Here is a 26888-nt window from a genome sequence, read left to right as displayed (position 1 = left end):
TGAGGAAATTGTGATTTTGAATCTGTCTATTTAGTCGGTTTAAAAGAATAATTAGCCTGCTTTTTGCAATTTTTTAAATCAAAAATACACAAGTTACAAGTTGACAGCTTGCCACATAAAAAAACAGGACTTTGCACGCAAAGTCCTGTTTTTTCGTCAGCGCAATCGCAACTCTGGTTGCATCGCATAACACTATATTAGTACTGGGTCACGGTAGCGGTACAAACTCCACCTGCAGTACACAGAAGCCTTGCAGTGGACCTAGCGTGTAAAGCCTGTTTAATAAAACCCCCGGACAACCTGTGGCACTTCCCACTTGATAACCAGTATCTGGCTGCAAGAACAGATCAAGATACTGGTTATTTTCAAGTTCAATAGCAGATTCACTGACACTGCCCCGGCCCGTAATGACTATCTCGGCCAAAGAAGACTGACCGAAAGTCAGGTCATTGTACCCATCGTTTCGCAACTGTAGAAGGTAAGAAAGCGTATCGTTGCTCAGAGGGTTTTGACTAAGCTCAAGCCGCACATCTTTATTTTCTATCGCCTCAATCCCAGTTATTGAACGCAACGCATTAGCCCGCACATAGACATTATTCAGCAGCGGGTTATGCCGCAAATCTAGCTCAGCAATCGATGTGTAAGAAAAAGACAGACTCTCCAATAAAGAGTTGTGACTCAAGTCAATTTGCTTAATCGGGTTTCTGCTGAGTTTCAGACTTGTCAGCTGGACATGATGACTCAAGTCCAGCTGTTCAAGTGGTATAGCGCTAATATCAAGAATTTGCAGCTCTGGATTATTAGAAATATCCAACGTCGACAGCAAGTTATTACTGATTTTCAGCTCATTTAACTTAAAGTTTTGACTAAGATTTAGTACTTCTAGCTGATTATCCGCTAATGTCAGAGCAACCAAGTCAGGCCAACTCTCACCATTAAAGGTGCTGAGTGCATTACCGGTTAAATCGAGCCGCTGCAGTGAAGTAAAGCGTGCCAGTTCCAACGACGTCAGCACGCCATCACTTAGTTCAGCCTCACTTAATGTCAGCTCAAGCAACTTTTCAGGATGAGAAATCGTTAAGCTGGTGATCCCTCGCTCGCTTCCCTCAATGGCCAAAGATGTCAGCTGACTCAAAGCAGACAGATCAAAGTCAGTTACAGCCACAGGACCAAGCGTAAGGTCTTGCAAACCGGTTAAACTATTTAATCCATTGAGTGACTGAATGGCATCTTCTGGGGTGCAAGCCAGCGAGGTAATTGCCTGAGGCGAGAGAACTGATGCCTGGTTGACACACTCAGCAAGACGGAGATCCGTAATACCGGCCAGCTCAGCCAGGTTGGGCTTTTCAACAAAAGTTGCTGTAATTTCACAATCCGTATCACGTGCTGTAATGAGATAATCTAGACCATTTTGCTCACCATCACAGCCAATGATACTCTGCAGCATGTAACCAGCCTCCGGCTCAACATAGAAAAATGCAGAGTCTCCTTCTGGAGACTCCTGATAGCTCGGGTAAAATTTGCCCTGACCTATTACCTGAGTCGTTACCGCGTAACCGTCAAAATTGTAGTACCACTGTTGCTTATCTGACTCCTGACACCCTCGGCTGGCAGCATAAAAACAGATCTGCATACCATCTACATCATAGTTCAGGAGTTCCACATAATGTGCTTGCCCGTCAAGCATGATCGCCAGTTTGCCATTTTCTAGTTCATACTGATATACAGTGTTATCAATAATCAGCCGGTTTGTAACACTATCAGAACTCTCTGAGTACCAACGCATAGGTCCAAAAGTGACATTGCTCCAACCAGAGCTCTCGTCATTTGCCCACATATGGTGAATATCGTCCAAATTGCTTGGCAAAAACTCAGTTTGAACTATTTCAGGGGTATAATGATAGACCAGCAGACTGTGATAGAAAGAAGTGGTATTACCTTCACGATCAAATTGCTCAAACTGGCGGTTTACATAATAATGATCACCTGATTGTGCCACTAACTGATGTGTCACTTTAGCTTCCAAAATACAGTCAGGCATACCCGGCTTACATTCCGGAGTTAGTGTGTTGTCATACCTAAAACGCTCTCGGATTAACTCGCCATTGTCGACACGCCAGGCATATTGCCTGTCAAAAGTATCAATATATAATTCACCACTGCTAAACAAATCCATGTCGAAGGGCGCCTGACTCATACCAATAAACCCTTGCCAACGGCCAATCACATTGTTGTCGGTAAATGCTGCATCAGACTGCTGTTTAACCAGGATCCCATAACGTGTATCAGCCATGCCTGCCTCTCCTTTAGCCAGACTGACATATTGATAAGCAGCACCGAGTTTCTTGGTTATCCAGAACACCTCTGTTATGGTTTGTTCTCCTATTCGGTAGTCCACCTCAAGCATATTGTCATGTATACGCCAGGCCAGCACCTCACGTTGTGAGTCTTGTAAAGGTGTGGAGATTTCTCCGTTTCGCTCCAGCAGATACTGATCAGGGGAGCCTCGACCAGCCTGACCGTCGCTTTCGCGCACCTCAATATGCCACAAACCCAGCATCTCCTCTTCGCCAGGCAGGGCCAGGGTCATCTCTTTATTCAGCAAATTGCTGGTGTAGGATTTTACATAAGGTTCCGTATATGGGTCATTGCCGCTGAATACAGTCGTGCCCTGCTCAATAATGTCGACTGTTCTGAACACTGAATTCTCCGCCAGAATTGTCATTTCCAGTGAATCAATGTAGACGGAACGGTCAGGATTGTTCTCCCACGTTGAGATATGTAGCGGCTCAGCCAGAGAGATCCGAACTGTATTGTTGTCTTGTTGCCAGCTTTCGATCTTCACAGTATTGATTGCTGAGAGCGTGCCTTGTCCCGCATCGTTCAGGCTGACATGATATGCAGCTGCATTAAAGTGTTTCACAGCCTGCAGGATAAATTCGCCTCCCAGCGGAGCGGTTGTGTCGTCAATCAAGTCGCCATCTTGCTTTATCGCAGTTTTAATCGTCTCTATCAGCGTTGGATCTGCGACATTGATGTCATTCTCAAATTGTTGAGCTGTATGCTCATCGTCAATCAAGTCCAATGTCGAAGTAACGCCTTCCGGGAGGCTGTAATCACTATTATCAACAACAATTTTAATCAATGAAGCCAGCAACATTTTTTCGTCAGCATCGACATTGAGTAGCGCCTGGTTTAACTCGACGTCACTGTTAAGCGCAGTACCTGCGCGCGTCATCAGAGCATATTCTGCAGTCGACACGTTCGTGACATTAACGCCAAAGTTCTCGGTCTTATCAAGCTGAGCATCTTCACCCGCTTGTTGAACAAGATGTGTCATGGAGTTCAGCACAGAAACAAACTTAACCTCGCTCTGTGCATCAACACCAGTTGCTGAAATCATGACCGGGTAATGTACCTCGTTCTCATCCACAACCAATGTCGCAGAATAATGACCATCTGTGTTCGCCTTGACCTGCAACTTAGACTCACCCGCAGTCAATATCACATCAGCATTGGCAATCGGCTCATCCGTCACGCGCCCATTCAAGGTTACTGACGCTGTATTACGCCTGATCAACACACTGTGACTAGATTGTTGAGTTGCGCCCTGGTCGTCGGTCACCGTAACCGTAAAGGTAATATTCGCATCTTCGTGAATGTCGGGCACAGTGTAGGTGGGTGTTGCCGTATCCGTGTCGACTTCCAGCAAAGAAAGTGATGAGCTGTGAGACCAGGCATAGCTGGCCACTCTCCCGTCGGCATCACTTGCACTGGCTGTCAGCGAAAATGCGATGCGCTCCCGCTGTTCGGGCAAGGTAGCGATGCTCACCACCGGCACCTGGTTCTTTTCAGGTGTGACAGTACGCTGAACAGAATCAGATGTTCCGGCACTGTCACTCCCCCCTCCACATCCGCTCAATGTGAGCGCTAAGGCTGCACTAAGCGACCATTTACTCTGACCTAAATCCATTAGTCTCTTAATTTTAATCATTATTGTACTTCCTGCATTAAGGTTATCCATCCTCGTATTATTGTGTTGTCTCATCGCTTTGTAGCGTAATTTCAACGTTCATTTTAACATTGTTTCCATATTGTCAACAGGTAAATAAATAGCAATTATTGTCATTGCTGACTATTAACAATGTAGCGAAGAGAGTGAAGGCAAGAAGCAGATACAAAAAGACAAGGCTTTGCGCAAAAGCCTTGTCTTTTTATGGGTGCATCAGTTGAGTTTAAGGAAAGAGCTTCACTTGTCATTAACTCTTCTGTAAGTACTAATATTCAGAGCTCTATTGCTATAAATAAGCCCCCAGCACTCACAGCCTTTCATGGTCTGTTTGTGTATAATCTTTTGTGACAAGCGTTTGTATGACTGCCCATGTATTACAGGCGCTGTGTACCCTGTTGCTATAGCTTGTTGTTAATCGCCTCCAACTGCTCGCTAAAACTCAGATGACGCAAATCCCCCAGGCCTGCTTTTTGGGTCATTTGAAAAAGCTGAGTTTCAAGTGTCAGTAAATGTGCTTCAACACGCTTATCTTCTACAGCGGCTTTTCTGCTCAAGTGCTCCGAGAAAAGCTGTTCCATCCTTTTTATCTGTAACTCAGCGAGGTTAACAGTGTGTTTTATGTCGTCGTAAGCTCGCACATTTTGACGAATAAACCCCCGCGCCGACTCTGTCTTGGTTTTGACATCCTGATAAACTGTAGGTAAAACCTCGGCCTTGTCTGAGCTTGCTAATCGTTTCACATCTTCAAGTACTTTACCCAAAAAGTAGTGCTCGGCAGCATCTTGCTCTAATGCATGAAGCTGAGACTGAAATTCAGGTAACGCCTCTTCAACCTGTGCACGCTTACCCGCCACCAGCATTCCCTTGAATTCAAGGTGGCGACTTTGCGCACGCTCATAGCGGCGCGCAAAATGGCCTTGGGTTTCTAACTTATCGAGTACAGCAAAATGAGAACGGATCGGCTCCAGTACGCTTACTATGGCTTGTTTTGCGCTTTGCGCGGCTGCGAGCAAACTCACAATCTCCTGACTGCTTGCCATCACCTCATCGGCTTTTGTATCAGACGAAAACAGCGAGGCACTTTCGAGAGATTCACCTGGGTTCGCACGCAGCTCTGCGAAGTCTTGCTGCAGAGACTGCCACAGCTTGTTTGCTCTGGTGTGGCACTGTCACCGCTGACGATATTACTCACTGAATCAAGCGTTTTACACCCGCCTAACAAGGTTACTGCCAGTAATAAGGCGATACTGCTTTGTTTGTACATTAATAGCTCCACTGTAATCCAGCTGAAAAAGACACATTAGTATATTCGATATCTGGCACGGTGCGGCGGCTGCCATCTGACTCTGAGATAGCATCACGCTCCTTATAGGACACATCAACCCCCGCCATCACAGCAATCGTTTTAAAAACCTGATAACGAACACCCGCGCGGCCCTGAATGCCCCAGCCGTTAAACGTTTCACTGAGTGTTTTTTCTATGGTGCGGGTATTTTGCACCCGAGTATACACTGGGAGCGTAACTTCAGCATCGGCATACCAGCTGAATTTATTGCCGATATCCTGCAACTTACTATCATATCTGACTCCAACGGCCGCAATAATACTCATTTGATCTTCGGTCGTTGACACCACAGATTGCAAGTTACCTGGCAGGCCTTCTAAATCCCCTGTACCAATGTTGTTTTGCCCGGGCAAATTAAAACGGGCTACCGGATCATTTTCACCACGTGGTGCTGACTGTAAAACCTCATCAAACTGACCTGCACCGGGCTGTGCAAATTGAAAATCCGAGCGAGTGAAACTGGTGGTGAATACCCGTCCCCCCATAGTCACCTGCAATGCCCGCGTCATATTATAGGCGGCACTCATCGCAATTTCGTTGGACTTAACTTTAAAATCGTTGAGCTGTACGGCGCCAAATTGGTGTATCACTGAGCTGTCGTTAGGGTCCGTAAAATCATGCACATACCAGGTCTCTGTATCCAGGCCTGGATATATCGTTGCAGCCGTCCCGATATAGACTCCCCAGTCATCGTTGATGCCAGAATATGAAAGTTGTCGGATAGTCGGGTTCCTAACAGTCGCATCCTGGGTAAGACGACCCAGTCCGCTCAAATCATTGAGCGCTTCACTATAATCAATGGATTCAAAGCCAAGCCGGATTTCACTAAAAGAGGGGTTAGGTGCAGCGGCTGCTGTGCCTGTTGCGAAACAGCACACCATAATGAACGATTTATTCATAGAGTTAGACCTTGCGCAGAGTGGACGTGAACGCAACACAAGGAGCATGTAACGTTCCCTGGTCACAATTTCTTACATCATTGTACAATTTTAATCCAGCACACTGGATAGTCAAGGCGCCCAGGCCAATCAAGAAAAAACCTATAAACAGTTGAAATCGAAAACAAAAGCCACTTAACCCATAGGTTAATAAGAGGTTTTTTGATATACATAAGCGGCATCAAAGTGACCCATAAACCTAAAAAAGCCAGCACTAGGCTGGCTTTTTCTAATCAACAATCCTTACACGGCCTGCTGAATAATCACACTGTCCGCTTTTTTGGTGTAATGAGGCATTTTGTGGAAGTTCAGATAACGATACGTATCAGCCGCAGTGGCATTGATCCGTTCGGCATATTCCTGATATTCCGCAGGGGTCGGTAATTTACCCATAATCGCCGCCACAGCAGCCAGCTCTGCAGACGCCAGATAAACATTGGCACCAGTCCCTAAGCGGTTGGGGAAATTACGGGTCGACGTAGACACCACAGTGGCTTTGTCCGCCACCCGAGCCTGGTTACCCATACACAAAGAGCATCCTGGCGTTTCGATACGCGCACCAACACGACCATAAATCCCATAATAGCCTTCGTCCGTTAGCTGATCCCTGTCCATTTTTGTCGGAGGCGCCACCCACAGTTGAGTGGGTAGACGACCGCCGAAGTTATCCAGTAACTTACCCGCAGCCCTGAAGTGGCCAATGTTGGTCATACAAGAGCCAATAAAGACTTCGTCGATTTTCTCGCCAGTCACCTCTGATAGCAAACGTGCATCGTCCGGATCATTCGGTGCACACAATATAGGTTCTTTGATTTCTGCCAGATCAATCTCTATCGTATGCGCATATTCAGCATCAGCGTCCGCCGTCATCAGTTCAGGGTTGGCCAGCCACTCTTCCATTTTAGTAATGCGGCGCTCTATCGTACGAACATCGCCATACCCCTCGGAAATCATCCACTTCAACATGACGATGTTGGAGTTCAGATATTCTTCGATGGACTCCTGTGACAACTTCACCGTACAGCCTGCCGCAGAACGCTCAGCCGATGCGTCAGATAATTCAAATGCCTGCTCAACAGTCAGGTGTTCAACCCCTTCTATTTCCAGAATACGACCTGAGAATTCATTGATTTTTCCTTTCTTTTCGACCGTCAACAGACCTTGCTGAATGGCATAGTAGGGAATCGCATGAACCAAATCACGTAATGTAATACCTGGCTGCATCTGACCTTTAAAACGAACCAATACTGACTCTGGCATATCCAGTGGCATCACACCGGTTGCAGCAGCAAATGCCACTGCACCAGACCCGGCCGGAAACGAAATACCCAACGGGAAACGTGTATGAGAGTCGCCACCTGTGCCTACTGTATCTGGTAATAACATGCGATTGAGCCAGGAGTGGATAACCCCGTCACCCGGGCGCAACGACACACCGCCGCGGTTCATAATAAAATCAGGCAAAGTATGATGCGTATTCACATCGATAGGTTTTGGATAAGCTGAAGTATGGCAGAACGACTGCATCGTCAGATCGGCAGAGAAACCCAAACAGGCCAAATCTTTCAGTTCGTCCCGAGTCATAGGACCTGTGGTATCCTGTGAACCGACCGTAGTCATTGTAGGCTCACAATATTGACCAGGACGCACACCTGGCATATTGCAGGCACGACCTACCATTTTCTGAGCTAACGTGAAACCCTTGCCAGAATCCTGGATCAACTTCGGTTTACAGAATATCTCTTCCTGTGCCATGCCTAAAGACTGACGAGCCTTATCCGTCAAACCACGACCAATGATCAACGGGATCCGGCCTCCTGCACGCACCTCATCCAAAATCACTTCTGATTTCAGACTAAATGTGGTGATCACTTCATCACTGCCATGGCGCTTCACAACTCCCTCATATGGGTAGATATCAATCTGATCACCCATATTTAAATCATCAACGGGCAATTCAATAGGTAAAGCGCCTGAGTCTTCCATAGTGTTAAAGAATATCGGTGCAATCTTACCACCAAGGCAAACACCACCTACTCTCTTATTCGGTACAAACGGAATGTCGTCACCCATAAACCATAACACTGAGTTTGTCGCCGATTTACGTGAGGAACCGGTGCCTACAACATCACCGACATACGCCAATGGTAAGCCTTGTTGTTTCAAGGCTTCCAACTGGTCCACCGGGCCAACTTCACCCGGCTTGTCCGGATTAATACCATCACGTTCATTTTTCAGCATCGCTAAAGCATGTAATGGAATATCCGGCCTTGACCAGGCATCAGGCGCCGGTGATAAATCATCGGTATTTGTCTCGCCGGTGACTTTAAATACTGTCACGGAAATTTTTTCTGCAACAGCCGGTTTTTCCAAAAACCACTCAGCGTTAGCCCAGGATTCAATCACTTGCTTGGCAAAGACATTACCTGCTTTAGCTTTTTCTTCAACATCATAAAATGCATCAAACATCAGCAGGGTATGAGATAGCCCTTTAACGGCAATAGAAGCCAGCTCATCGTCATCCAGAAGATCTATCATAGGCGCAATGTTGTAACCGCCCAGCATGGTGCCCAACAATTCGGCTGCATACGCTTTTGAGATCAATGCGGACTCCGCCTCACCTTTTGTGATAGCGGCCAAAAATCCCGCTTTTACGTATGCAGCGTCGTCCACTCCAGGTGGTACACGATTGATAAATAAATCAACGATAAATTCTTCTTCACCTGCCGGTGGTGTTTTCAATAATTCGATCAGTTCTGCCGTTTGCTGCGCATCGAGCGGCTTAGGGACGATCCCTTGTGCCGCGCGCTCCTCAACATGTTTACGATATTCTTGAAGCACTGTTTTGCCCTCTTGGTGACGTGAACGGATAGTTAAATGCAGGTACCAAATAGCACCAATAAATTTACTTAACCATAAAATATGATGATTGATTATAAGGTCTTAGAGTATAGATGAAAATCAAACGACCACTTAGTCGCCTTATACTCACTATAAATTCCATGAATGAATAGAGTAAAAAGAAGTTCATTCATGAATAGAAGTAACAGCAAGTAATCAGTAATACGGATATAAAAAAGGCACAAAAAAGCCCGGTTCTTGCCGGGCTATCTTTATGCGAATGTGATTAGCGTTGAACTTTTACGCGTTCGATTGATTTCACTTTTGCTTCCACACGGCGGTTTTCCGCGTGAGCTTGTGCAGAATCACCCATGTTTTTCAGGCGCTCTTCACCAAAGCCAACCGTTGTAATACGCATTTCATCAATGCCTTTGTCTACTAGCTGTTTTGCTACGGCATCCGCGCGCTTCTTAGACAACCATTTGTTGTACTCGGCTTTACCTACCGCTGAGGTATGACCTTCAAGCACCACCGTTGTTTCTGGATGCTCATTCAGGAATCGTACCACGGCCTGAATGTCGTCCAGATACTGCTGAGACACACTAGAGTTATTGTTTGGGAAGCGCACCAGAAGGCTGACCGTTACTTCTTTGTCTTCATACAGTGTGCAACCCGCAGCATCGACGGCATCACTCATTGGTGTGTTAGCACACTGATCATCCATGTCATAAATACCGTCTTTATCGCTATCGACAGGCGCCGCAACCACAACCACAGGCTCAGGCTGCGGAGCTGGAGCTGGTTCAACAGGCTTACTGTGACCAGAGCTACCAAAGAAATAATTAATCCCCAGCTTGGCACCAATATCCGTGTACCCACGGTCGATGCCCTGATAAATCGCAGTCTCAAAGTTAGCTGCAAAGTTATCGCTGAAGTGGTGGCGATATCCTGCACCCACATTCACAAAGGTATTGCTATCAAATACATCTATTGATTTGAGACCCGCCAGCGCATAGAACGGACCACCGTTGAAGTGATACAAAGCATCAAGGCCTATTCTGTCGCCATCAACAGAATCGCTACGGACACCCGACAGATCAAAATCCATGTCTGCATATTCAATTCGGCCACTCCAGTACTTACTGAAACGGTAACCCAGCTCAGCACCCCAGCCAGTTGAGTCATCCACCGTCACACCTGCGGCATCTCGGCTATTTTCCCACTCTGCATTGTAGTAATCGCCAAAGACGCCCAAATAAACGCCTTCTTTATGTTCGTCGGCCTGCGCTCCCGTTGCAATTAAAGCTGATACAACAACGCTTAGCATTCTTAGTTTCATCATCCTTCCCTCTGTAAAATAATAGTGCAATCTGACATTTGCAGTAATAATAGTAGATGATGTCTTAATATTTACTTAACACCAGGTAGGAATTTTTTGTTAATTTTACATTCAGCTCTGATGACCAAATAAAACACGGTAAAGACCTTCCTCAGCAACCAGGCTAAGATGATCACCAGCCTGACTCACCACCCCATCATCTAACACATAGATTTGATCTGCCTGGCGAATCGCACTTAAACGGTGTGCGATAATGAGCGTGGTTCTGCCTGATAAGAAAGTATTTAAGTTGCGGTGGATTTTCGCCTCTGTCTCAACATCCAATGCCGAAGTCGCTTCATCGAGTATCACCACTTTAGGGTCGGCAGCCACCATACGCGCAATGGCCAGCCGCTGCTTTTGACCTCCCGACAAGCGCACGCCATTTCTGCCTACCACAGTGTCTAGCTGCTGTGGCATTTCCATGACAGTGTGGGCCAATTCAGCCACCTTTAAGGCATGCCATAATTGCTCATCGTCACATGATTTACCCATTGCCAAGTTTTCCCGAATACTGGCATTGAACAGAATTGGCTGCTGCAGCACAGTAACAACATGCTCCCGAATAGCATGAAAGCCCACTTTTTCAACTGGTATATCATTAATCAAAATATCCCCGGCCTGCTTTTGGTATAGTCCCAGCAGTAACTGAACAACCGTTGATTTTCCCCCACCAGACACCGCCACCAAAGCCGTTTTTTTACCACTGGGCAAAGTCAGAGACACATCGTTGAGCACCGGCAAACCATCCTGATAGGCAAAACTCACATGCCTGAAATCTATGCGAATATTGGGCTGTTGAAACACCTTGCTGTCTACCACCTGATAAGGCTCAGTGTCGAATGCCAGAACCTGATTGAGACGTTGTAGCGCAGCCGTTGCACCATAGTAAGCATACTGAATACTGAGTATTTCCTGTACCGGCCCCATCATAAACCACAAGTAACCAAACACCGCAAATATCTGACCAACGGTCAGATCGGAAAAAACCACCATCAGCATAGCAATGGCGCGAAACACCTCAAAGCCTAATAGGAATACCGTAAAGCTCAGGCGATTGACTGCATCGGTCTTCCATTGAGATTGAACAGAGTGATGACGCAGTGACTTTGCGGCATCCACAACGGTATCAAAATAACTTTGCTCTCGTCGCATGGCTTTTAACTGGGCGATGGCATCTAAGGTATCAACCAGTGCGCTCTGAAACGCTTCAAATGCATTGTTTTGACGCTTTTTAAGATCCTTAACACGTTTGCCAAATTGGCGGGAAAAGTAAATTACTGCCGGGTTCAGAGTCAGAATGATCAATCCCAGCACCCAATCAATCCAGAGTAACACCACAGCCGTTCCTATAATCGTCAAAATTCCGATTAAAAAACGGGATAAAGTTTGGCTGATGAACCCATCGAGCGTTTCGATATCTGTGATACAACGGGAGCTTATCGCCGCAGCTCCCTGTGTTTCATATTCCTTCAGCTGAACTTTTGCCAAATGCACCAGCAGCCTTTCACGGATCCGATAAGAAATATCCTTACCGATAATAGTAAACTGCCGAGACTGAGCAACACCCAATAGTAGCGCTGAGAGCCTCATACACACCACTGCAATCAGGATCGACACGATGTAGCCCGTTGCACCTTGCCACTGTGTCGGTAAGAAGGCATTCAGGGTATCTACAGCCGCCCCGGGGTGTGCCAGTAGTACTTCATCAACCAGTAAAGGCATCATCAAAGGAATAGGAACACTCACTAGCGCAGCACACAATGCAATGAGGTGGGCATAAATCAGTGGCGTTCTATGTGTGAGGATCTGTCTCTTTATTTCCTGCCAGGTCAATACCTGGTCGGTCTGTTCACTCATAACTTAAGTACCACAAAATGTTTGATAAGCTTGTTCGTTAGTCATGGTTGCCAACCACTGCGCTGGGTATGCCTGATACACATAAGGCGTTTTAAGTGCATTCAGCCATTGCGTAAACTCATCACTATGCTTTGCCAGGTTAAACTCGCTAATAAAGTGCTCAACCATGCCATTACGTGGAATTATCGCAGGGTTAGCCGACTGCATGATGGAGTGTGCTGCTGGCAAATTACTCTCACCAACTCGTTTACGCCATTTTCCCACCCAGTCAGCTAAGGCCTCTGGTATCGCATAACCTGGAAGTGGAGTGGGCTGCAACGAGTTGGTGAGGGCTGCAAAGGTATTGGTGTAATCGAGCTTATTTTGCTGCATAAGCGACAAAAGTTCACTCAGCAATGTCTGATCAGACTCCTGCCAGCTTAGTAGTCCAAGCTTGTTAGACCACATCTGTTGATAGCCCTTATTAAACTCTTCAGCAAACTGGCTTAAGATAGCTGAAAAACGTTCCAGCGCGGCATCTTTGTCACTCATTAACAGCATCAGCGACTCAGCAAGGCGACCACAGTTCCAACTGGCGATATTCGGTTGCTGGCCAAATGCATAGCGACCCTGACGATCAATGGAACTAAACACCGCGTCAAATGAGAAAGACTCCATCATTGCACAGGGACCATAATCAATGGTCTCGCCGTTAATCAAGGTATTATCGGTGTTCATTACTCCATGGATAAAGCCGACCTGCATCCACTCTAGGACCAAAGCACACTGGCGCAAACACACTTGTTCAAAAAAGTCGAAGATTCTCTGCTCACCACTTGAGGAGATATCATTAAACTGATCTGCAATGCAAAGCTCTACCAATGTCTTCATTGCATCAACGTCCTTCTTCATTGCCATTAGCTGAAATGTCCCAACCCGAATATGACTTCTGGCAATACGACAGACAACGGCACCTGGCTCCTGCTCTTGTCGCATCACCAGCTGATTGGTTGACAATACCGCTAAACATCGAGTCGTTGGTACCCCCAGCGCATGCATTGCATGACTCATGATGTATTCTCTAATTGCAGGGCCAAGTGCGCACAACCCATCACCCCCTCGTGAGAAAACCGTCGCGCCAGAGCCCTTTAGGTGCATATCATAGGCGTCCCCCTGCGCTGTAACAAAAGAGGCTATCAAATGCGCACGGCCATCACCTAATTGCGGATTAAAGTGACCAAATTGGTGACCACAGTATGCCATTGCAACCGGCTCAATATTCTCAATCTTGGATACCCCAGCCAGATAACCTCGCAACTGCTGCTTATCTATATCCATACCCAATTCAGTCAGTAACTCTGCATTGGTTAGTATTAGCTGCGCCTGCTCAAACTGTTTAGGCTGTTGCGGCACCAGATAAATGTCACCCAATTCGGTATAACGGGAAAAAAAGCCACTCATGATGAAACTCCTACCACATTGTCTCCCACGCTATATGCAACAAGCTGACTTAATTTTTGCAACGAATAACCACTTTGTCTATGTAGCTCATTGAAGAAGCCTTGCGCAGCGCGCAATGACTTTAGGCTATGCAATCCACCAGAAATCACATCATGCGCTCTGAGATAAGCCTCAACATCACGGCTCAGAATAAATGTATCTTTACCAACGGCCCTCAATGCATAAGGGCCCGTATTTCCACCCAGTCGGCTCCCCAGCTTTTTCAATAAGAGCCACAATTCTATAATGTTGTCTTCCGGCCAGTCCGCTACGAACTTACTAAACTTGCCATGCTCCAGTGCCAGCTCATGGATCATCTGACAGTTATGAGCAACGCTCTGCACTTTTTTGTAATTACGTACTATACGTTCGTCTTGCGCGCGCTGCTCGTACATCTCAGGCGACATATATAGAAGCTTTTCTATCGAAAACTCCCAGAATACTTCGCGAAAACCTGGCCACTTGGCATTGATAACAGACCAGTAAAACCCACTTTGAAATATTTTTCTCGTAAACTCTTCTAACCAAACATCATCGGATAGCTGTGTCAGCTGTGCTTGTGACAACGGATCCTTGAGCAATGACTCCAGAACACCTTTCGAGCCTTTTCTCGCGCATGCTCGTTCATAAATATCTAAAAAACTTTCCACAACTTAGCCTTTTATTCTAATCATTTGGTTAATCGCTTTTATTGGCCTATTCGTTTTATTCAACAATAAGCGCTATAGTTTTGTTTAGCCCAGTTTTCAGAGCTTTGTCAGTGAAATACTTTATTATTGCTTTATTTTTTAGTCTCACTACCGCAGCCGAGACGGTACATATTACAACAGGTCAATGGCCACCATACGTAGACAGGCACCGTGAGGATCAGGGCTGTACCGCTCAGCTTATCCGAGATGCATTTGCTTTGCACGGGATCCGAGTCAGGTTTGTGTTTATGCCATGGCAGCGGGCCTATGAGGAAGGAAAAAAAGCTGAATTTATCGGTAGTGCTTACTGGTATTATAATGAAAAGCGGGCATCGGAGTACATTTACACCAGTTATCCTATTACCTCAGAGGTTTCTCACTTTTATCATCTTGATACTCTGGCATTCGAATTCAACTCTTATGCTGACCTCAAGCCATATCGATTACTTCTCAATAAAGGCCTGACTTATCCCGATAAGCTTCGCCAGGCAATCAAAGAACACGAAATTGAAGTGATGGAAGCAACTTATACCACCAAAAACTTACAATTCCTGCTGCGCCAACGCACAGACATTATTATTTTAGATGAGCAAACAGAAAGAGAATATTCCAAAGCTTTACCTGAATCTGACCTAAAGCGCCTGGTAAGGCAACCAAAACCCGCTTTCTTCAACCAAGGTTTTCTGCTGATAAATCAACATAGTGAGAAATACGCAAAAAAATACAACCAGTCAGTGAAACAGCTGATGTCTGACACCACTTATCAGGAAAAATATAAGACAAATTGCTCAGCGATTAACGACTATTAAAAGTTGTTTTTTGACATCGAGTAAAAAGCTCACTTTATCGAGTCAGGTTTTATCTTGATTGGAGTTTGATAATGATTGTCTCCTCTGAGTACGGTCCATGCTCACGGCGTGGTCTGTTAGTAGATTCCGGTATCAAGTGCGAAATGATGGTATTGGGGGCTTGTTTGGAATGGAAAAATAGTGATATTTCATCAGTAGTAGCTCTATGCAACAAAAGTGCAGGAGTATGTTTGATCAGGCGTATTGGTTGGTTTTCCTGCTGCGATCCAGGCTCCCCCGGCTTTATACCAATTTCACTTAATACCTGTTCTATTTGAAGGAGCAAATATGACGCTAACGGCGTTAAAAATTTCTCATTTAGAACAACTAAATAGCAAAATCTTTGCCTTGTTATCGACCCTATTTTCTCGCCTCAAAATAGAACACTTAATTAAACAAATTGGTATCATTGTGCTTCAGGGACTGGATAAATCTGACCAGTTAATTAGTCAAAATGGTATTATCCAGCTCTACCACACCTCCGTTGTCATTCCGCACTTGATGCGGCCACTGTTTAAACCTTTCTCTCGGTGCTGAGTGTGTCTGTTCCGGCGCATTTGTCATACGAGCGGTGTGGATTGCCAGCAGCTACAGCATTTACAGCTTCTTTAAATCACTCCATACGCAAAAAAGCCCGACTCTTTCGAATCGGGCTTTTTTTTATTAGGAGCTTGGCAATGTCCTACTTTCACATGGGTGAATTGCGACCGAAGCACCGCTTCGCAGCGCAATGAACGCGAGGCATGGACGCCGAGCCGGGAGCCCTCCACAGGGAAGTGTGTCCAAAGACTGCTAGATACCAGCTTCATGGATGAATAGACAACACCATTCTATCTACAGCTTCTTTAAATTACTCCAAACGCAAAAAAGCCCGACTCTTTCGAATCGGGCTTTCTTTTATTAGGAGCTTGGCAATGTCCTACTTTCACATGGGAAACCCCACACTATCATCGGCGCTATTTCGTTTCACTACTGAGTTCGGCATGGAGTCAGGTGGTTCCAAAACGCTATGGTTACCAAGCAAATTCTTTCGTGCAAATGGTTAATGACATCGCGTTGTGTGCGAGCATTTCATTTGCGCAAGGTGAACTGATTTCCGCAATACTGCTGCGGGTGTCACCTTACTTAAAATCTGGAAAAGCGTATTAAATTCTGTCGTCTACTTTATTTCTTAACTTCTAACAAACAAAACCACTTTGGCGTTGTATGGTTAAGCCTCACGGGTAATTAGTACGAGTTAGCTCAATGGCTCACACCACTTCCACATCTCGCCTATCAACGTTGTAGTCTTCAACGGCCCTTTAGTTAACTCTAAGTTAAAGTGAGAACTCATCTCGAGGCTCGCTTCCCGCTTAGATGCTTTCAGCGGTTATCGATTCCGAACGTAGCTACCGGGCAATGCCATTGGCATGACAACCCGAACACCAGCGGTTCGTCCACTCCGGTCCTCTCGTACTAGGAGCAGCCCCTCTCAATTCTCAAACGCCCACGGCAGATAGGGACCGAACTGTCTCACGACGTTCTAAACCCAGCTCGCGTACCACTTTAAATGGCGAACAGCCATACCCTTGGGACCGACTTCAGCCCCAGGATGTGATGAGCCGACATCGAGGTGCCAAACACCGCCGTCGATATGAACTCTTGGGCGGTATCAGCCTGTTATCCCCGGAGTACCTTTTATCCGTTGAGCGATGGCCCTTCCATTCAGAACCACCGGATCACTATGACCTACTTTCGTACCTGCTCGACGTGTCTGTCTCGCAGTTAAGCTGGCTTCTACCATTACACTAACCGTACGATGTCCGACCGTACTTAGCCAACCTTCGTGCTCCTCCGTTACTCTTTGGGAGGAGACCGCCCCAGTCAAACTACCCACCAGGCACTGTCCTCAACCCCGATTAGGGGCCTAAGTTAGAACATCAACACTACAAGGGTGGTATTTCAAGGTCGGCTCCACGTGCACTAGCGTGCGCGCTTCAAAGCCTCCCACCTATCCTACACATGTAGGGTCAATGTTCAGTGCCAAGCTGTAGTAAAGGTTCACGGGGTCTTTCCGTCTAGCCGCGGGTACACAGCATCTTCACTGCGATTTCAATTTCACTGAGTCTCGGGTGGAGACAGCGTGGCCATGGTTACACCATTCGTGCAGGTCGGAACTTACCCGACAAGGAATTTCGCTACCTTAGGACCGTTATAGTTACGGCCGCCGTTTACCGGGGCTTCGATCAAGAGCTTCGTCCGAAGACTAACCCCATCAATTAACCTTCCGGCACCGGGCAGGTGTCACACCGTATACGTCATCTTACGATTTTGCACAGTGCTGTGTTTTTAATAAACAGTCCCAGCCACCTGGTCACTGCGGCTCTCGTCTGCTTACGGAGCAAGTCCTTCACAAACAAGAGCGTACCTTCTCCCGAAGTTACGGTACAATTTTGCCTAGTTCCTTCACCCGAGTTCTCTCAAGCGCCTTAGTATTCTCTACCTGACCACCTGTGTCGGTTTAGGGTACGATTCGATATAAACTGAAGCTTAGAGGCTTTTCCTGGAAGTAGGGCATCAACAACTTCACTACCGTAGTAGCTCGTCTCGACTCTCAGCCTTAGCGACCCGGATTTTCCTAAGTCACCAGCCTACAGCCTTTCACATGGACAACCAACGCCATGCTTGCCTAGCCTGCTCCGTCCCCCCATCGCATTTATACCAAGTACGGGAATATTAACCCGTTTCCCATCGACTACGCTCTTCAGCCTCGCCTTAGGGGTCGACTCACCCTACCCTGATTAACATGGGATAGGAACCCTTGGTCTTCCGGCGTGCGGGTTTTTCACCCGCATTATCGTTACTCATGTCAGCATTCGCACTTCTGATACGTCCAGCAAACCTTACAGTTCACCTTCAGCCGCTTACAGAACGCTCCCCTACCCCGCGAACATAAGTTCGCAGCCGTAGCTTCGGTGGTATGTTTAGCCCCGTTACATCTTCCGCGCAGGCCGACTCGACTAGTGAGCTATTACGCTTTCTTTAAAGGATGGCTGCTTCTAAGCCAACCTCCTAGCTGTTTTAGCCTTCCCACATCGTTTCCCACTTAACATACACTTTGGGACCTTAGCTGACGGTCTGGGTTGTTTCCCTCTCCACGATGGACGTTAGCACCCACCGTGTGTCTCCCGGATAGTACTTTACGGTATTCGGAGTTTGCAAAGGGTTGGTAAGTCGGGATGACCCCCTAGCCTTAACAGTGCTCTACCCCCGTAAGTATTCGTCCGAGGCTCTACCTAAATAGATTTCGGGGAGAACCAGCTATCTCCCGGTTTGATTAGCCTTTCACTCCTAGCCACAGGTCATCCCCTAACTTTTCAACGTTAGTGGGTTCGGTCCTCCAGTCAGTGTTACCTGACCTTCAACCTGCCCATGGCTAGATCACCGGGTTTCGGGTCTATACCCTGCAACTTAAGCGCCCAGTTAAGACTCGCTTTCGCTACGGCTCCCCTAAATGGTTAACCTTGCTACAGAATATAAGTCGCTGACCCATTATACAAAAGGTACGCAGTCACCCTCGAAGGGCTCCTACTGCTTGTACGTACACGGTTTCAGGTTCTATTTCACTCCCCTCACAGGGGTTCTTTTCGCCTTTCCCTCACGGTACTGGTTCACTATCGGTCAGTTGGGAGTATTTAGCCTTGGAGGATGGTCCCCCCATATTCAGTCAAAGTTTCACGTGCTCCGACCTACTCGATTTCACTTTAAATAAGTTGTCGTGTACGGGACTGTCACCCTGTATCGTCATACTTTCCAGAATGTTCCACTAACTACATTAAAGCTTAAGGGCTAATCCGATTTCGCTCGCCGCTACTTTCGGAATCTCGGTTGATTTCTTTTCCTACGGGTACTTAGATGTTTCAGTTCTCCGCGTTCGCTTCGTTAACCTATGTATTCAGTTAACGATGACCCAAAGGGCCGGGTTTCCCCATTCGGAAATCCTAGTCTCAAGCGCCTCTTACTGGCTTGACTAGGCTTATCGCAAGTTAGTACGTCCTTCATCGCCTCCAACTGCCAAGGCATCCACCGTGTACGCTTAGTCACTTAACCATACAACCCAAAATAGTTTTGAATTGTACTGCTAAAGACAGTTTTAACTTCGCCAGAAGTTAAGTAATACTAAAGTAGACGCTAATAAATTCTTGCGAATTTATCGGCATTTTTCTTTCGAAAACTCTATAGAACAACAATTTTCATTGTCATTCCGAGAATTTAATATCAGCTTTCCAAATTTTTAAAGAGCAAGAGAATTACTTCTCAGAGTTAAAAACTCTCAGCTTCTTATTTAAAGTCACTGCCTTAAGAGTGTTTATCTATGAGGAGTAGGTAGTAAAGTGGTGGAGCTAAGCAGGATCGAACTGCTGACCTCCTGCGTGCAAGGCAGGCGCTCTCCCAGCTGAGCTATAGCCCCACATTACTAGGATAACATTGTTCTGAACCAAGCTTCTTTTCGAGGCCAGGCATTAAGTGAGGACGTTTAGTGTTTTCTAAACGACGAGCTTAATAACGCAGCATCGGGAAGAAGTGGTGGGTCTGAGTAGACTTGAACTACCGACCTCACGCTTATCAGGCGTGCGCTCTAACCAGCTGAGCTACAGACCCAAACAATGTTTGTGTTCTCTAATTCTAATCAACAATCATCTGTGTGGACACTTCGAACAAATCAGTTCTAAGTCGATAAGGAGGTGATCCAGCCCCAGGTTCCCCTAGGGCTACCTTGTTACGACTTCACCCCAGTCATGAATCACTCCGTGGTGAACGCCCTCCCGAAGGTTAAGCTATCCACTTCTGGAGCAACCCACTCCCATGGTGTGACGGGCGGTGTGTACAAGGCCCGGGAACGTATTCACCGCGGCATTCTGATCCGCGATTACTAGCGATTCCGACTTCATGGAGTCGAGTTGCAGACTCCAATCCGGACTACGACATACTTTAAGTGATTCGCTTACTATCGCTAGTTCGCAGCACTCTGTATATGCCATTGTAGCACGTGTGTAGCCCTACACGTAAGGGCCATGATGACTTGACGTCGTCCCCACCTTCCTCCGGTTTATCACCGGCAGTCTCCTTAGAGTTCCCGACCGAATCGCTGGCAACTAAGGATAAGGGTTGCGCTCGTTGCGGGACTTAACCCAACATCTCACAACACGAGCTGACGACAGCCATGCAGCACCTGTATCAGAGTTCCCGAAGGCACCAAACCATCTCTGGTAAGTTCTCTGTATGTCAAGTGTAGGTAAGGTTCTTCGCGTTGCATCGAATTAAACCACATGCTCCACCGCTTGTGCGGGCCCCCGTCAATTCATTTGAGTTTTAACCTTGCGGCCGTACTCCCCAGGCGGTCTACTTAATGCGTTAGCTTTGGAAAAGTTGTCCGAAGACCCCAGCTCCTAGTAGACATCGTTTACGGCGTGGACTACCAGGGTATCTAATCCTGTTTGCTCCCCACGCTTTCGTACATGAGCGTCAGTGTTGACCCAGGTGGCTGCCTTCGCCATCGGTATTCCTTCAGATCTCTACGCATTTCACCGCTACACCTGAAATTCTACCACCCTCTATCACACTCTAGTTTGCCAGTTCGAAATGCAGTTCCCAGGTTAAGCCCGGGGCTTTCACATCTCGCTTAACAAACCGCCTGCGTACGCTTTACGCCCAGTAATTCCGATTAACGCTCGCACCCTCCGTATTACCGCGGCTGCTGGCACGGAGTTAGCCGGTGCTTCTTCTGTCAGTAACGTCACAGCTAGCAGGTATTAACTACTAACCTTTCCTCCTGACTGAAAGTGCTTTACAACCCGAAGGCCTTCTTCACACACGCGGCATGGCTGCATCAGGCTTGCGCCCATTGTGCAATATTCCCCACTGCTGCCTCCCGTAGGAGTCTGGACCGTGTCTCAGTTCCAGTGTGGCTGATCATCCTCTCAAACCAGCTAGGGATCGTCGCCTTGGTGAGCCGTTACCTCACCAACTAGCTAATCCCACTTGGGCCAATCTAAAGGCGAGAGCCGAAGCCCCCTTTGGTCCGTAGACATTATGCGGTATTAGCCATCGTTTCCAATGGTTGTCCCCCACCTAAAGGCATGTTCCCAAGCATTACTCACCCGTCCGCCGCTCGTCATCTTCTAGCAAGCTAGAAATGTTACCGCTCGACTTGCATGTGTTAGGCCTGCCGCCAGCGTTCAATCTGAGCCATGATCAAACTCTTCAATTAAAAGTTTTTTGAAACCGAAGTTTCGTGCTCAATGAATTCTGTATAAATTGACTATGTTAGTCACTCATAAGAAATTGAGACTCTAAATTTTTGTGCGTCATCTAGCGAACTAGAATCTGCTGTTAGAACTCAACCTGTACGAGTGCCCACACAGATGATTGCTTCATATTTTTAAAGAACTGTGCGACTTAATGTCGCTGCGCTGTTAGCGCTGAGGGTTGTGCATTCTAATCACTTCCCATTTTATGTCAACACTTAATTTTGATTTTTCTTTCAAAACATTCAAACCTAAGTTTTATTTGACTCCCAACTCGTTGACTCGTTGCTTTTCAGCGTTGTGCCCCGTGTCGGTGGATGCGCATTATAGGGAAATCAAAACTCAGCGCAACCCCTTTTCTGAAGAAAAGTGAGAAAAACAGTGCGTTCGGACAAAATACAACCAAAACACCTATTTTTAGACATTTATTAAACAAAAAGAGCGCTAATCGCGCTCAATTTTCAGTATCCACCCTGCTTTTTCCTGATACCCAGCTTCTAACTCCAATTCGCTGCGCATTAAAGGGTGCTCATGCAACCAATCATCTGGCAATGTTAGAGTTAGTGTCTCTGGCTCAGTTGCGGTAATGTACAGATCAGGCAAAACATCATCTTGACGGCGCATAGATAAAATCACCGCAACCCGAAGTATCCTGACCAGCAATTCAATGAAGCCTTGATGATTACCAAACTGAATGAAAGATTGTTCTTCGACATCGAGCCTATGGTTACCCACCAAAGTGACCACCATCTGCTTTTGAGAACGGGAATACCCTGGCATGCCAGTGTGCTTCAATATATAGGCGCTGTGCTGATGATAAGACTTGTAGTCAATGACTAAACCAATCTCATGCATTGACGCTGCAGCGCTTAGCAAGCCACATGCACTTTGAAAGTCAAACTGCATGGGCGCTTCTAATTGTTGAAGTAAAATTTTGCATATATCAAACACTCGCGTCGCTTGTCCTGTATCGACGTGATATCGGGACATAAAACCATCAAGTGTCCGTTTACGAATGTCAGCCTGATTCAGCTGGTCTATCATGCTGTACAGGATACCTTCACGTAAGGCACCGCCCGCCAGGCCCATTCGTTCAATCTGCAAAGCCTCAAACAAAGCAATTAATATGGCAAGCCCAGAGACAAATACCAAACGGCGTTCTTCACTTAACCCAGGTAACTCAAGTTGCTCTATACTTTCGAACTGGATTGCCTGTTCACGAATTGCCTGGAGCTTATCCAGAGTCAGCATTTCGTCTAAGCCGAGCGCCGCAAAAATCTCCTGGATAGCCTGAACCGTGCCGGATGCGCCTATAGCAAGCTCCCAGCCAGAAGTTTTGTATTGAGCGGCATAAGGAGCAACAACTTTGTGGGCAGCTGCCGTTGCAGCGGCAAAATTGCTTTCACTAAGCGCACCATCTGAGAAATAGCGTTCCAAGTAGGTAACGCAGCCCATATTTAGACTATGATAAAGCTGAGCATCAAAGCCTTGTCCAATGACTATTTCAGTGCTCGCCCCACCTATGTCGACGACAAGCTGTCGCCCCTGACAGGCAGAAGTATGTGCTACACCTTTATAAATAGAGCGGGCTTCTTCTTCCCCACTAATGATAGAAATAGAATGACCAAGAATTTGTTCAGCTTTTTGCTTAAATACATTGGCATTCGTTGCCAGGCGCAAGGTCGCAGTAGCCACAATACGTATGTTGTCAGCCGGAATATCCTGGAGCCTTTCAGCGAATAAAGATAAGCACTCCAGACCCCTCTGCATTGCTTCTTCACTCAGCAAATTTTGCTCATCCAGACCTGCAGCCAGCCGAACTTTACGTTTGACGCGCCCGATTGTATGTACGCCACCTGCCATATGCTTTGCAATTAACATATGGAAGCTGTTTGATCCTAAATCAATCACCGCATACACATTTTCATGTGGGGATCTCTGAACCACGCTTACTAACCTCTATCTACTTCTACCAAAACGTCCAATTAATTACGCGGACGCGGTTTTTGGTAACTACCTTGTCGACGGTTACTACCATTGCGATTGCCGCGCTGACCGGATGGATTTCTGCGCCTTTGCTGTCTGGCTGGCGCTTTGATGTCATCTAGTAGTGCCGACTTATCATAGTGAGAAACCGGAATTGCATGGTCAATGTATTCTTCAATCTCATGTAAGTTATATGCATACTGCTCACAGGCAAAGCTAATTGCATGCCCTGATGCACCAGCTCGACCAGTACGACCGATACGATGCACGTAATCCTCGCAATCGTCTGGCAGATCAAAATTGAGTACATGACTCACTTCAGGGATGTGCAAACCACGTGCAGCAACATCCGTTGCAACCAGCAGATCCAGTTCGCCTTTAGTGAACTTAGACAGAATCGACAAACGCTTTTTCTGATTAACGTCACCGGTTAATAGTCCAACTCGATGCCCGTCATTTTTTAGCCATTCATAGACGTTTTCACAACTGTGCTTGGTATTGGCAAATACAATGGCCTTGTCTGGCCACTCTTCCTCAATCAGAGTGAGCAGTAAAGGAATTTTGTCCTCTTGGGAAGGATGAAATAGCTCCTCTTGGATCCTTTTTCCTGTTTTGACATCTGGCTCTATCTGAACATGAATCGGGTTATGCATGTGCTCAAATGCCAGCTCCTGGACACGATAAGACAAGGTTGCAGAAAATAGCAGGTTAAGCCTTTGCTGCGTATCAGGCATACGATTAAACAAGTACCGAATATCTTTGATGAAGCCCAAATCAAACATGCGATCCGCTTCATCCAGTACAACAACTTCAATGTTATTAAGGTTATAGGCACCTTGTTTATAGAAATCGATCAGGCGACCGGTCGTGCCGATTAGGATATCCACCCCTTTTTCTAACTGCGACCGTTGTTTTTCGTATTCTTCGCCACCATATACTAAGCCAAGCTTTAACCCACACGCCGGCGCCAATATTTGTGCGTCTTTGTGGATTTGGATCGCAAGCTCTCGTGTCGGTGCCATGATCAACGCACGTGGCTGACCGGCAACCTGAGCGTCAGATTGGCTTTGCAACAGTCTGTGACAAGTCGCAGTTAAAAACGCGAGCGTTTTACCTGTACCTGTTTGCGCCTGACCGGCAATGTCTCGACCCTCACTGATGTAGGGCATGCACTTTGCTTGGATTGGCGTACAGTATTCGAAGCCACTCGCTGTCAAACCGGCGACCACTTCCGGTGCTAAAGCAAAGTCGATAAATTTTTTATTGGTCAAATGTGTCTTAGTCATAGCAATTAAGCATAACGTTTAAACTTGCAATAAGAAACAAGAGTGTTTAAATACGCATTAAATAATTGACCTAATTCTAACGGAGAGCGCAATGAGCGACAAAATTATTCAATTAACTGATGACAGCTTCGAAGCAGACGTGCTTAAGTCGGATACCCCTGTACTGGTAGATTTCTGGGCTGAATGGTGTGGTCCATGTAAAATGATTGCACCTATCCTAGACGAAATTGCAGACGAGTTCGAAGGTCGCGCAACTGTAGCTAAGCTTAACATCGACCAAAACTCACTAACACCACCTAAGTTCGGTATCCGTGGTATCCCAACTCTGCTACTGTTCAAAGACGGTGCGGTTGCAGCCACTAAAGTTGGTGCGTTGTCAAAAACACAACTGATCGAGTTCCTTGAGAACAACATCTAACTGATAACTTATCTTTGGCGTCAGCTCACGCTGGTAGCCAATAAGTCACAGTCTGAATGTGTCAGGTAGCGCTGTATCGGCCCTACCTGATTAAATTTGTATAAAGACTGGACGACTGCTCCCCTAGCTGCTAACTTATAGAGCCACTAACCTTAAGCAATTTCAATTCAATCCCTCGTACCACGAGAGAACAACTTTTAAATAAAGAACCCACCAATATGCATTTACGCGAACTGAAAGACAAGTCAATCAATGAGCTTGTAAAACTTGCCGAGTCTATGGGGCTCGAGAACGTTGCCCGTCTAAGAAAACAAGACATCATCTTCGCCATCTTAAAAGCGCACGCTAAAAGCGGCGAAAACATTTATGGCGGCGGCGTGCTGGAAATTCTTCAGGATGGCTTCGGCTTTTTACGCTCATCGGAAGCCTCCTACCTGGCAGGCCCGGATGACATTTATGTTTCGCCCAGCCAGATCAGACGTTTTAGCCTGCGCACAGGCGACAGCATCAGCGGTCTGATCCGCCCACCAAAAGATGGTGAGCGTTACTTTGCGCTGCTGAAAGTAAACGAAGTTAACTTCGATAAGCCAGAAAACTCCAGAACTAAGATCCTGTTCGAGAACCTGACACCAATTCACGCCAACGAACGTATGGTGATGGAACGTGGTAACGGCAGTACAGAAGACATCACTGCGCGTGTTCTGGACCTGGCTTCTCCAATCGGTAAAGGTCAACGTGCACTGATTGTTGCACCACCTAAAGCCGGTAAGACCATGTTGCTACAAAATATTGCTCAATCTATTTCTTACAACAACCCAGACGCAACCCTGATGGTACTGCTGATCGACGAGCGTCCGGAAGAAGTAACTGAGATGCAACGCCTGGTACAAGGTGAAGTTGTCGCCTCAACCTTCGATGAGCCAGCAAGCCGCCATGTTCAGGTAGCTGAAATGGTTATTGAGAAGGCGAAACGACTGGTCGAGCACAAAAAAGACGTTATCATCCTGTTAGACTCTATCACGCGTCTTGCACGTGCCTACAACACTGTGATCCCATCATCAGGTAAAGTACTGACGGGTGGTGTTGATGCCAATGCACTGCATAAGCCAAAACGTTTCTTCGGTGCTGCACGTAATGTTGAAGAAGGTGGCAGTCTGACCATCATCGCAACAGCCCTGATTGACACGGGTTCTAAGATGGACGAGGTCATTTACGAAGAGTTTAAGGGTACCGGTAACATGGAACTGCACTTAAACCGTAAGATTGCTGAAAAGCGTGTCTTCCCGGCCATCGACTTCAACCGCTCAGGTACACGTCGTGAAGAGCTGCTCACTAAGCCGGACGAACTACAAAAGATGTGGATTTTACGTAAAATCGTCCATGAAATGAGTGAAATCGATGCAATGGAATTCCTCATCGATAAGTTGTCTATGTGCAAAACAAACAACGAGTTCTTTGACTCAATGAAGCGTAAGTAATTATTCACGCTAGAAAAGAAGCCTGCTTATGCAGGCTTTTTTT

The 26888-nt window shown here is 46.6% G+C and carries 13 protein-coding genes, 2 tRNA genes and 3 rRNA genes; 3 read left to right on the top strand and 15 right to left on the bottom strand.

Annotated features, from left to right (window positions below; genetic code table 11):
* Positions 1-208 precede the first annotated feature (208 nt).
* The 8 genes from ELR70_RS05610 to ELR70_RS05575 all read right to left on the bottom strand — a co-directional run bounded on the left by ELR70_RS05610 (position 209) and on the right by ELR70_RS05575 (position 14503).
* On the bottom strand, positions 209-3994 hold the full coding sequence (locus ELR70_RS05610) for a hypothetical protein (protein ID WP_054017006.1): 3786 nt from the start codon (positions 3992-3994) through the stop codon (positions 209-211).
* 416 nt (positions 3995-4410) lie between these two features.
* Positions 4411-5031, bottom strand: a complete 621-nt coding sequence (locus ELR70_RS05605) for a hypothetical protein (protein WP_128064524.1) — start codon at positions 5029-5031, stop codon at positions 4411-4413.
* Between the two features lie 244 nt (positions 5032-5275).
* Positions 5276-6256 carry a hypothetical protein gene (locus ELR70_RS05600; RefSeq protein ID WP_054017009.1) on the bottom strand — a complete coding sequence of 327 codons (981 nt, stop codon included), beginning with the start codon at positions 6254-6256 and terminating at the stop codon, positions 5276-5278.
* Positions 6257-6538: 282 nt separating this feature from the next.
* Positions 6539-9136: a bifunctional aconitate hydratase 2/2-methylisocitrate dehydratase gene (gene acnB / locus ELR70_RS05595; protein ID WP_054017010.1), complete on the bottom strand. Its 2598-nt coding sequence runs from the start codon at positions 9134-9136 to the stop codon at positions 6539-6541.
* 286 nt (positions 9137-9422) lie between these two features.
* On the bottom strand, positions 9423-10475 hold the full coding sequence (locus tag ELR70_RS05590) for an OmpA family protein (RefSeq protein WP_054017011.1): 1053 nt from the start codon (positions 10473-10475) through the stop codon (positions 9423-9425).
* A gap of 111 nt (positions 10476-10586) precedes the next feature.
* The gene (locus tag ELR70_RS05585; RefSeq protein WP_054017012.1) at positions 10587-12374 is read right to left on the bottom strand and encodes an ABC transporter ATP-binding protein; all 1788 of its coding nucleotides are present in this window, start codon (positions 12372-12374) and stop codon (positions 10587-10589) included.
* Between the two features lie 3 nt (positions 12375-12377).
* On the bottom strand, positions 12378-13814 hold the full coding sequence (locus tag ELR70_RS05580; RefSeq protein WP_054017013.1) for a protein adenylyltransferase SelO family protein: 1437 nt from the start codon (positions 13812-13814) through the stop codon (positions 12378-12380).
* The gene (locus ELR70_RS05575) at positions 13811-14503 is read right to left on the bottom strand and encodes a DNA-3-methyladenine glycosylase I (RefSeq protein ID WP_054017014.1); all 693 of its coding nucleotides are present in this window, start codon (positions 14501-14503) and stop codon (positions 13811-13813) included. Before ELR70_RS05575 ends, ELR70_RS05580 begins: the two co-directional genes overlap by 4 nt.
* A 110-nt stretch (positions 14504-14613) precedes the next feature.
* Here ELR70_RS05575 and ELR70_RS05570 point away from each other — a divergent pair, with 110 nt between their 5' ends.
* The gene (locus ELR70_RS05570) at positions 14614-15351 is read left to right on the top strand and encodes a transporter substrate-binding domain-containing protein (RefSeq protein ID WP_054017015.1); all 738 of its coding nucleotides are present in this window, start codon (positions 14614-14616) and stop codon (positions 15349-15351) included.
* 945 nt (positions 15352-16296) lie between these two features.
* Here the strand turns inward: ELR70_RS05570 and rrf are convergent.
* The 7 genes from rrf to rhlB form a co-directional block, all read right to left on the bottom strand.
* Positions 16297-16411, bottom strand: a 5S ribosomal RNA gene (rrf, locus tag ELR70_RS05560).
* 185 nt (positions 16412-16596) lie between these two features.
* A 23S ribosomal RNA gene (locus ELR70_RS05555) occupies positions 16597-19479 on the bottom strand.
* 285 nt (positions 19480-19764) lie between these two features.
* A tRNA-Ala gene (locus ELR70_RS05550) sits at positions 19765-19840 on the bottom strand.
* A 114-nt stretch (positions 19841-19954) separates the two neighbouring features.
* Positions 19955-20031 (bottom strand) — tRNA-Ile (locus ELR70_RS05545).
* 76 nt (positions 20032-20107) lie between these two features.
* A 16S ribosomal RNA gene (locus ELR70_RS05540) occupies positions 20108-21640 on the bottom strand.
* The 16S, 23S and 5S rRNA genes sit together here with 2 tRNA genes alongside, the layout of an rRNA operon.
* Positions 21641-22121: 481 nt before the next feature.
* Positions 22122-23624, bottom strand: a complete 1503-nt coding sequence (gppA, locus tag ELR70_RS05535) for a guanosine-5'-triphosphate,3'-diphosphate diphosphatase (protein ID WP_054017406.1) — start codon at positions 23622-23624, stop codon at positions 22122-22124.
* A 38-nt stretch (positions 23625-23662) separates the two neighbouring features.
* A complete protein-coding gene (gene rhlB, locus ELR70_RS05530) occupies positions 23663-24949 on the bottom strand; it encodes an ATP-dependent RNA helicase RhlB (protein WP_054017405.1) in 1287 nt (428 codons plus the stop codon).
* A 91-nt stretch (positions 24950-25040) separates the two neighbouring features.
* Between rhlB and trxA the strand changes: the two genes are divergently transcribed.
* Together trxA and rho are read left to right on the top strand one after the other, a co-directional pair.
* Complete coding sequence (trxA, locus tag ELR70_RS05525) at positions 25041-25367, top strand: thioredoxin TrxA (protein ID WP_010387092.1); 327 nt, start codon at positions 25041-25043, stop codon at positions 25365-25367.
* A gap of 218 nt (positions 25368-25585) precedes the next feature.
* Positions 25586-26845 carry a transcription termination factor Rho gene (rho, locus tag ELR70_RS05520; RefSeq protein ID WP_010387091.1) on the top strand — a complete coding sequence of 420 codons (1260 nt, stop codon included), beginning with the start codon at positions 25586-25588 and terminating at the stop codon, positions 26843-26845.
* Positions 26846-26888 lie beyond the last annotated feature (43 nt).

It is taken from the genome of Pseudoalteromonas sp. R3 (assembly GCF_004014715.1).
In the GTDB taxonomy this organism is placed as follows: domain Bacteria; phylum Pseudomonadota; class Gammaproteobacteria; order Enterobacterales; family Alteromonadaceae; genus Pseudoalteromonas.
Note: the sequence above shows the minus strand (reverse complement) of the source record. Positions and strands in the feature narration are given on the sequence as shown.

Bases quoted from the DNA above. Each gene is read 5' to 3' on its own strand.
- rhlB (WP_054017405.1), bottom strand. From the start codon at position 24,949: ATGACTAAGACACATTTGACCAATAAAAAATTTATCGACTTTGCTTTA.
- ELR70_RS05580 (WP_054017013.1), bottom strand. From the start codon at position 13,814: ATGAGTGGCTTTTTTTCCCGTTATACCGAATTGGGTGACATTTATCTG.
- ELR70_RS05610 (WP_054017006.1), bottom strand. From the start codon at position 3,994: ATGATTAAAATTAAGAGACTAATGGATTTAGGTCAGAGTAAATGGTCG.
- trxA (WP_010387092.1), top strand. From the start codon at position 25,041: ATGAGCGACAAAATTATTCAATTAACTGATGACAGCTTCGAAGCAGAC.
- rho (WP_010387091.1), top strand. From the start codon at position 25,586: ATGCATTTACGCGAACTGAAAGACAAGTCAATCAATGAGCTTGTAAAA.
- ELR70_RS05600 (WP_054017009.1), bottom strand. From the start codon at position 6,256: ATGAATAAATCGTTCATTATGGTGTGCTGTTTCGCAACAGGCACAGCA.
- ELR70_RS05590 (WP_054017011.1), bottom strand. From the start codon at position 10,475: ATGAAACTAAGAATGCTAAGCGTTGTTGTATCAGCTTTAATTGCAACG.
- ELR70_RS05585 (WP_054017012.1), bottom strand. From the start codon at position 12,374: ATGAGTGAACAGACCGACCAGGTATTGACCTGGCAGGAAATAAAGAGA.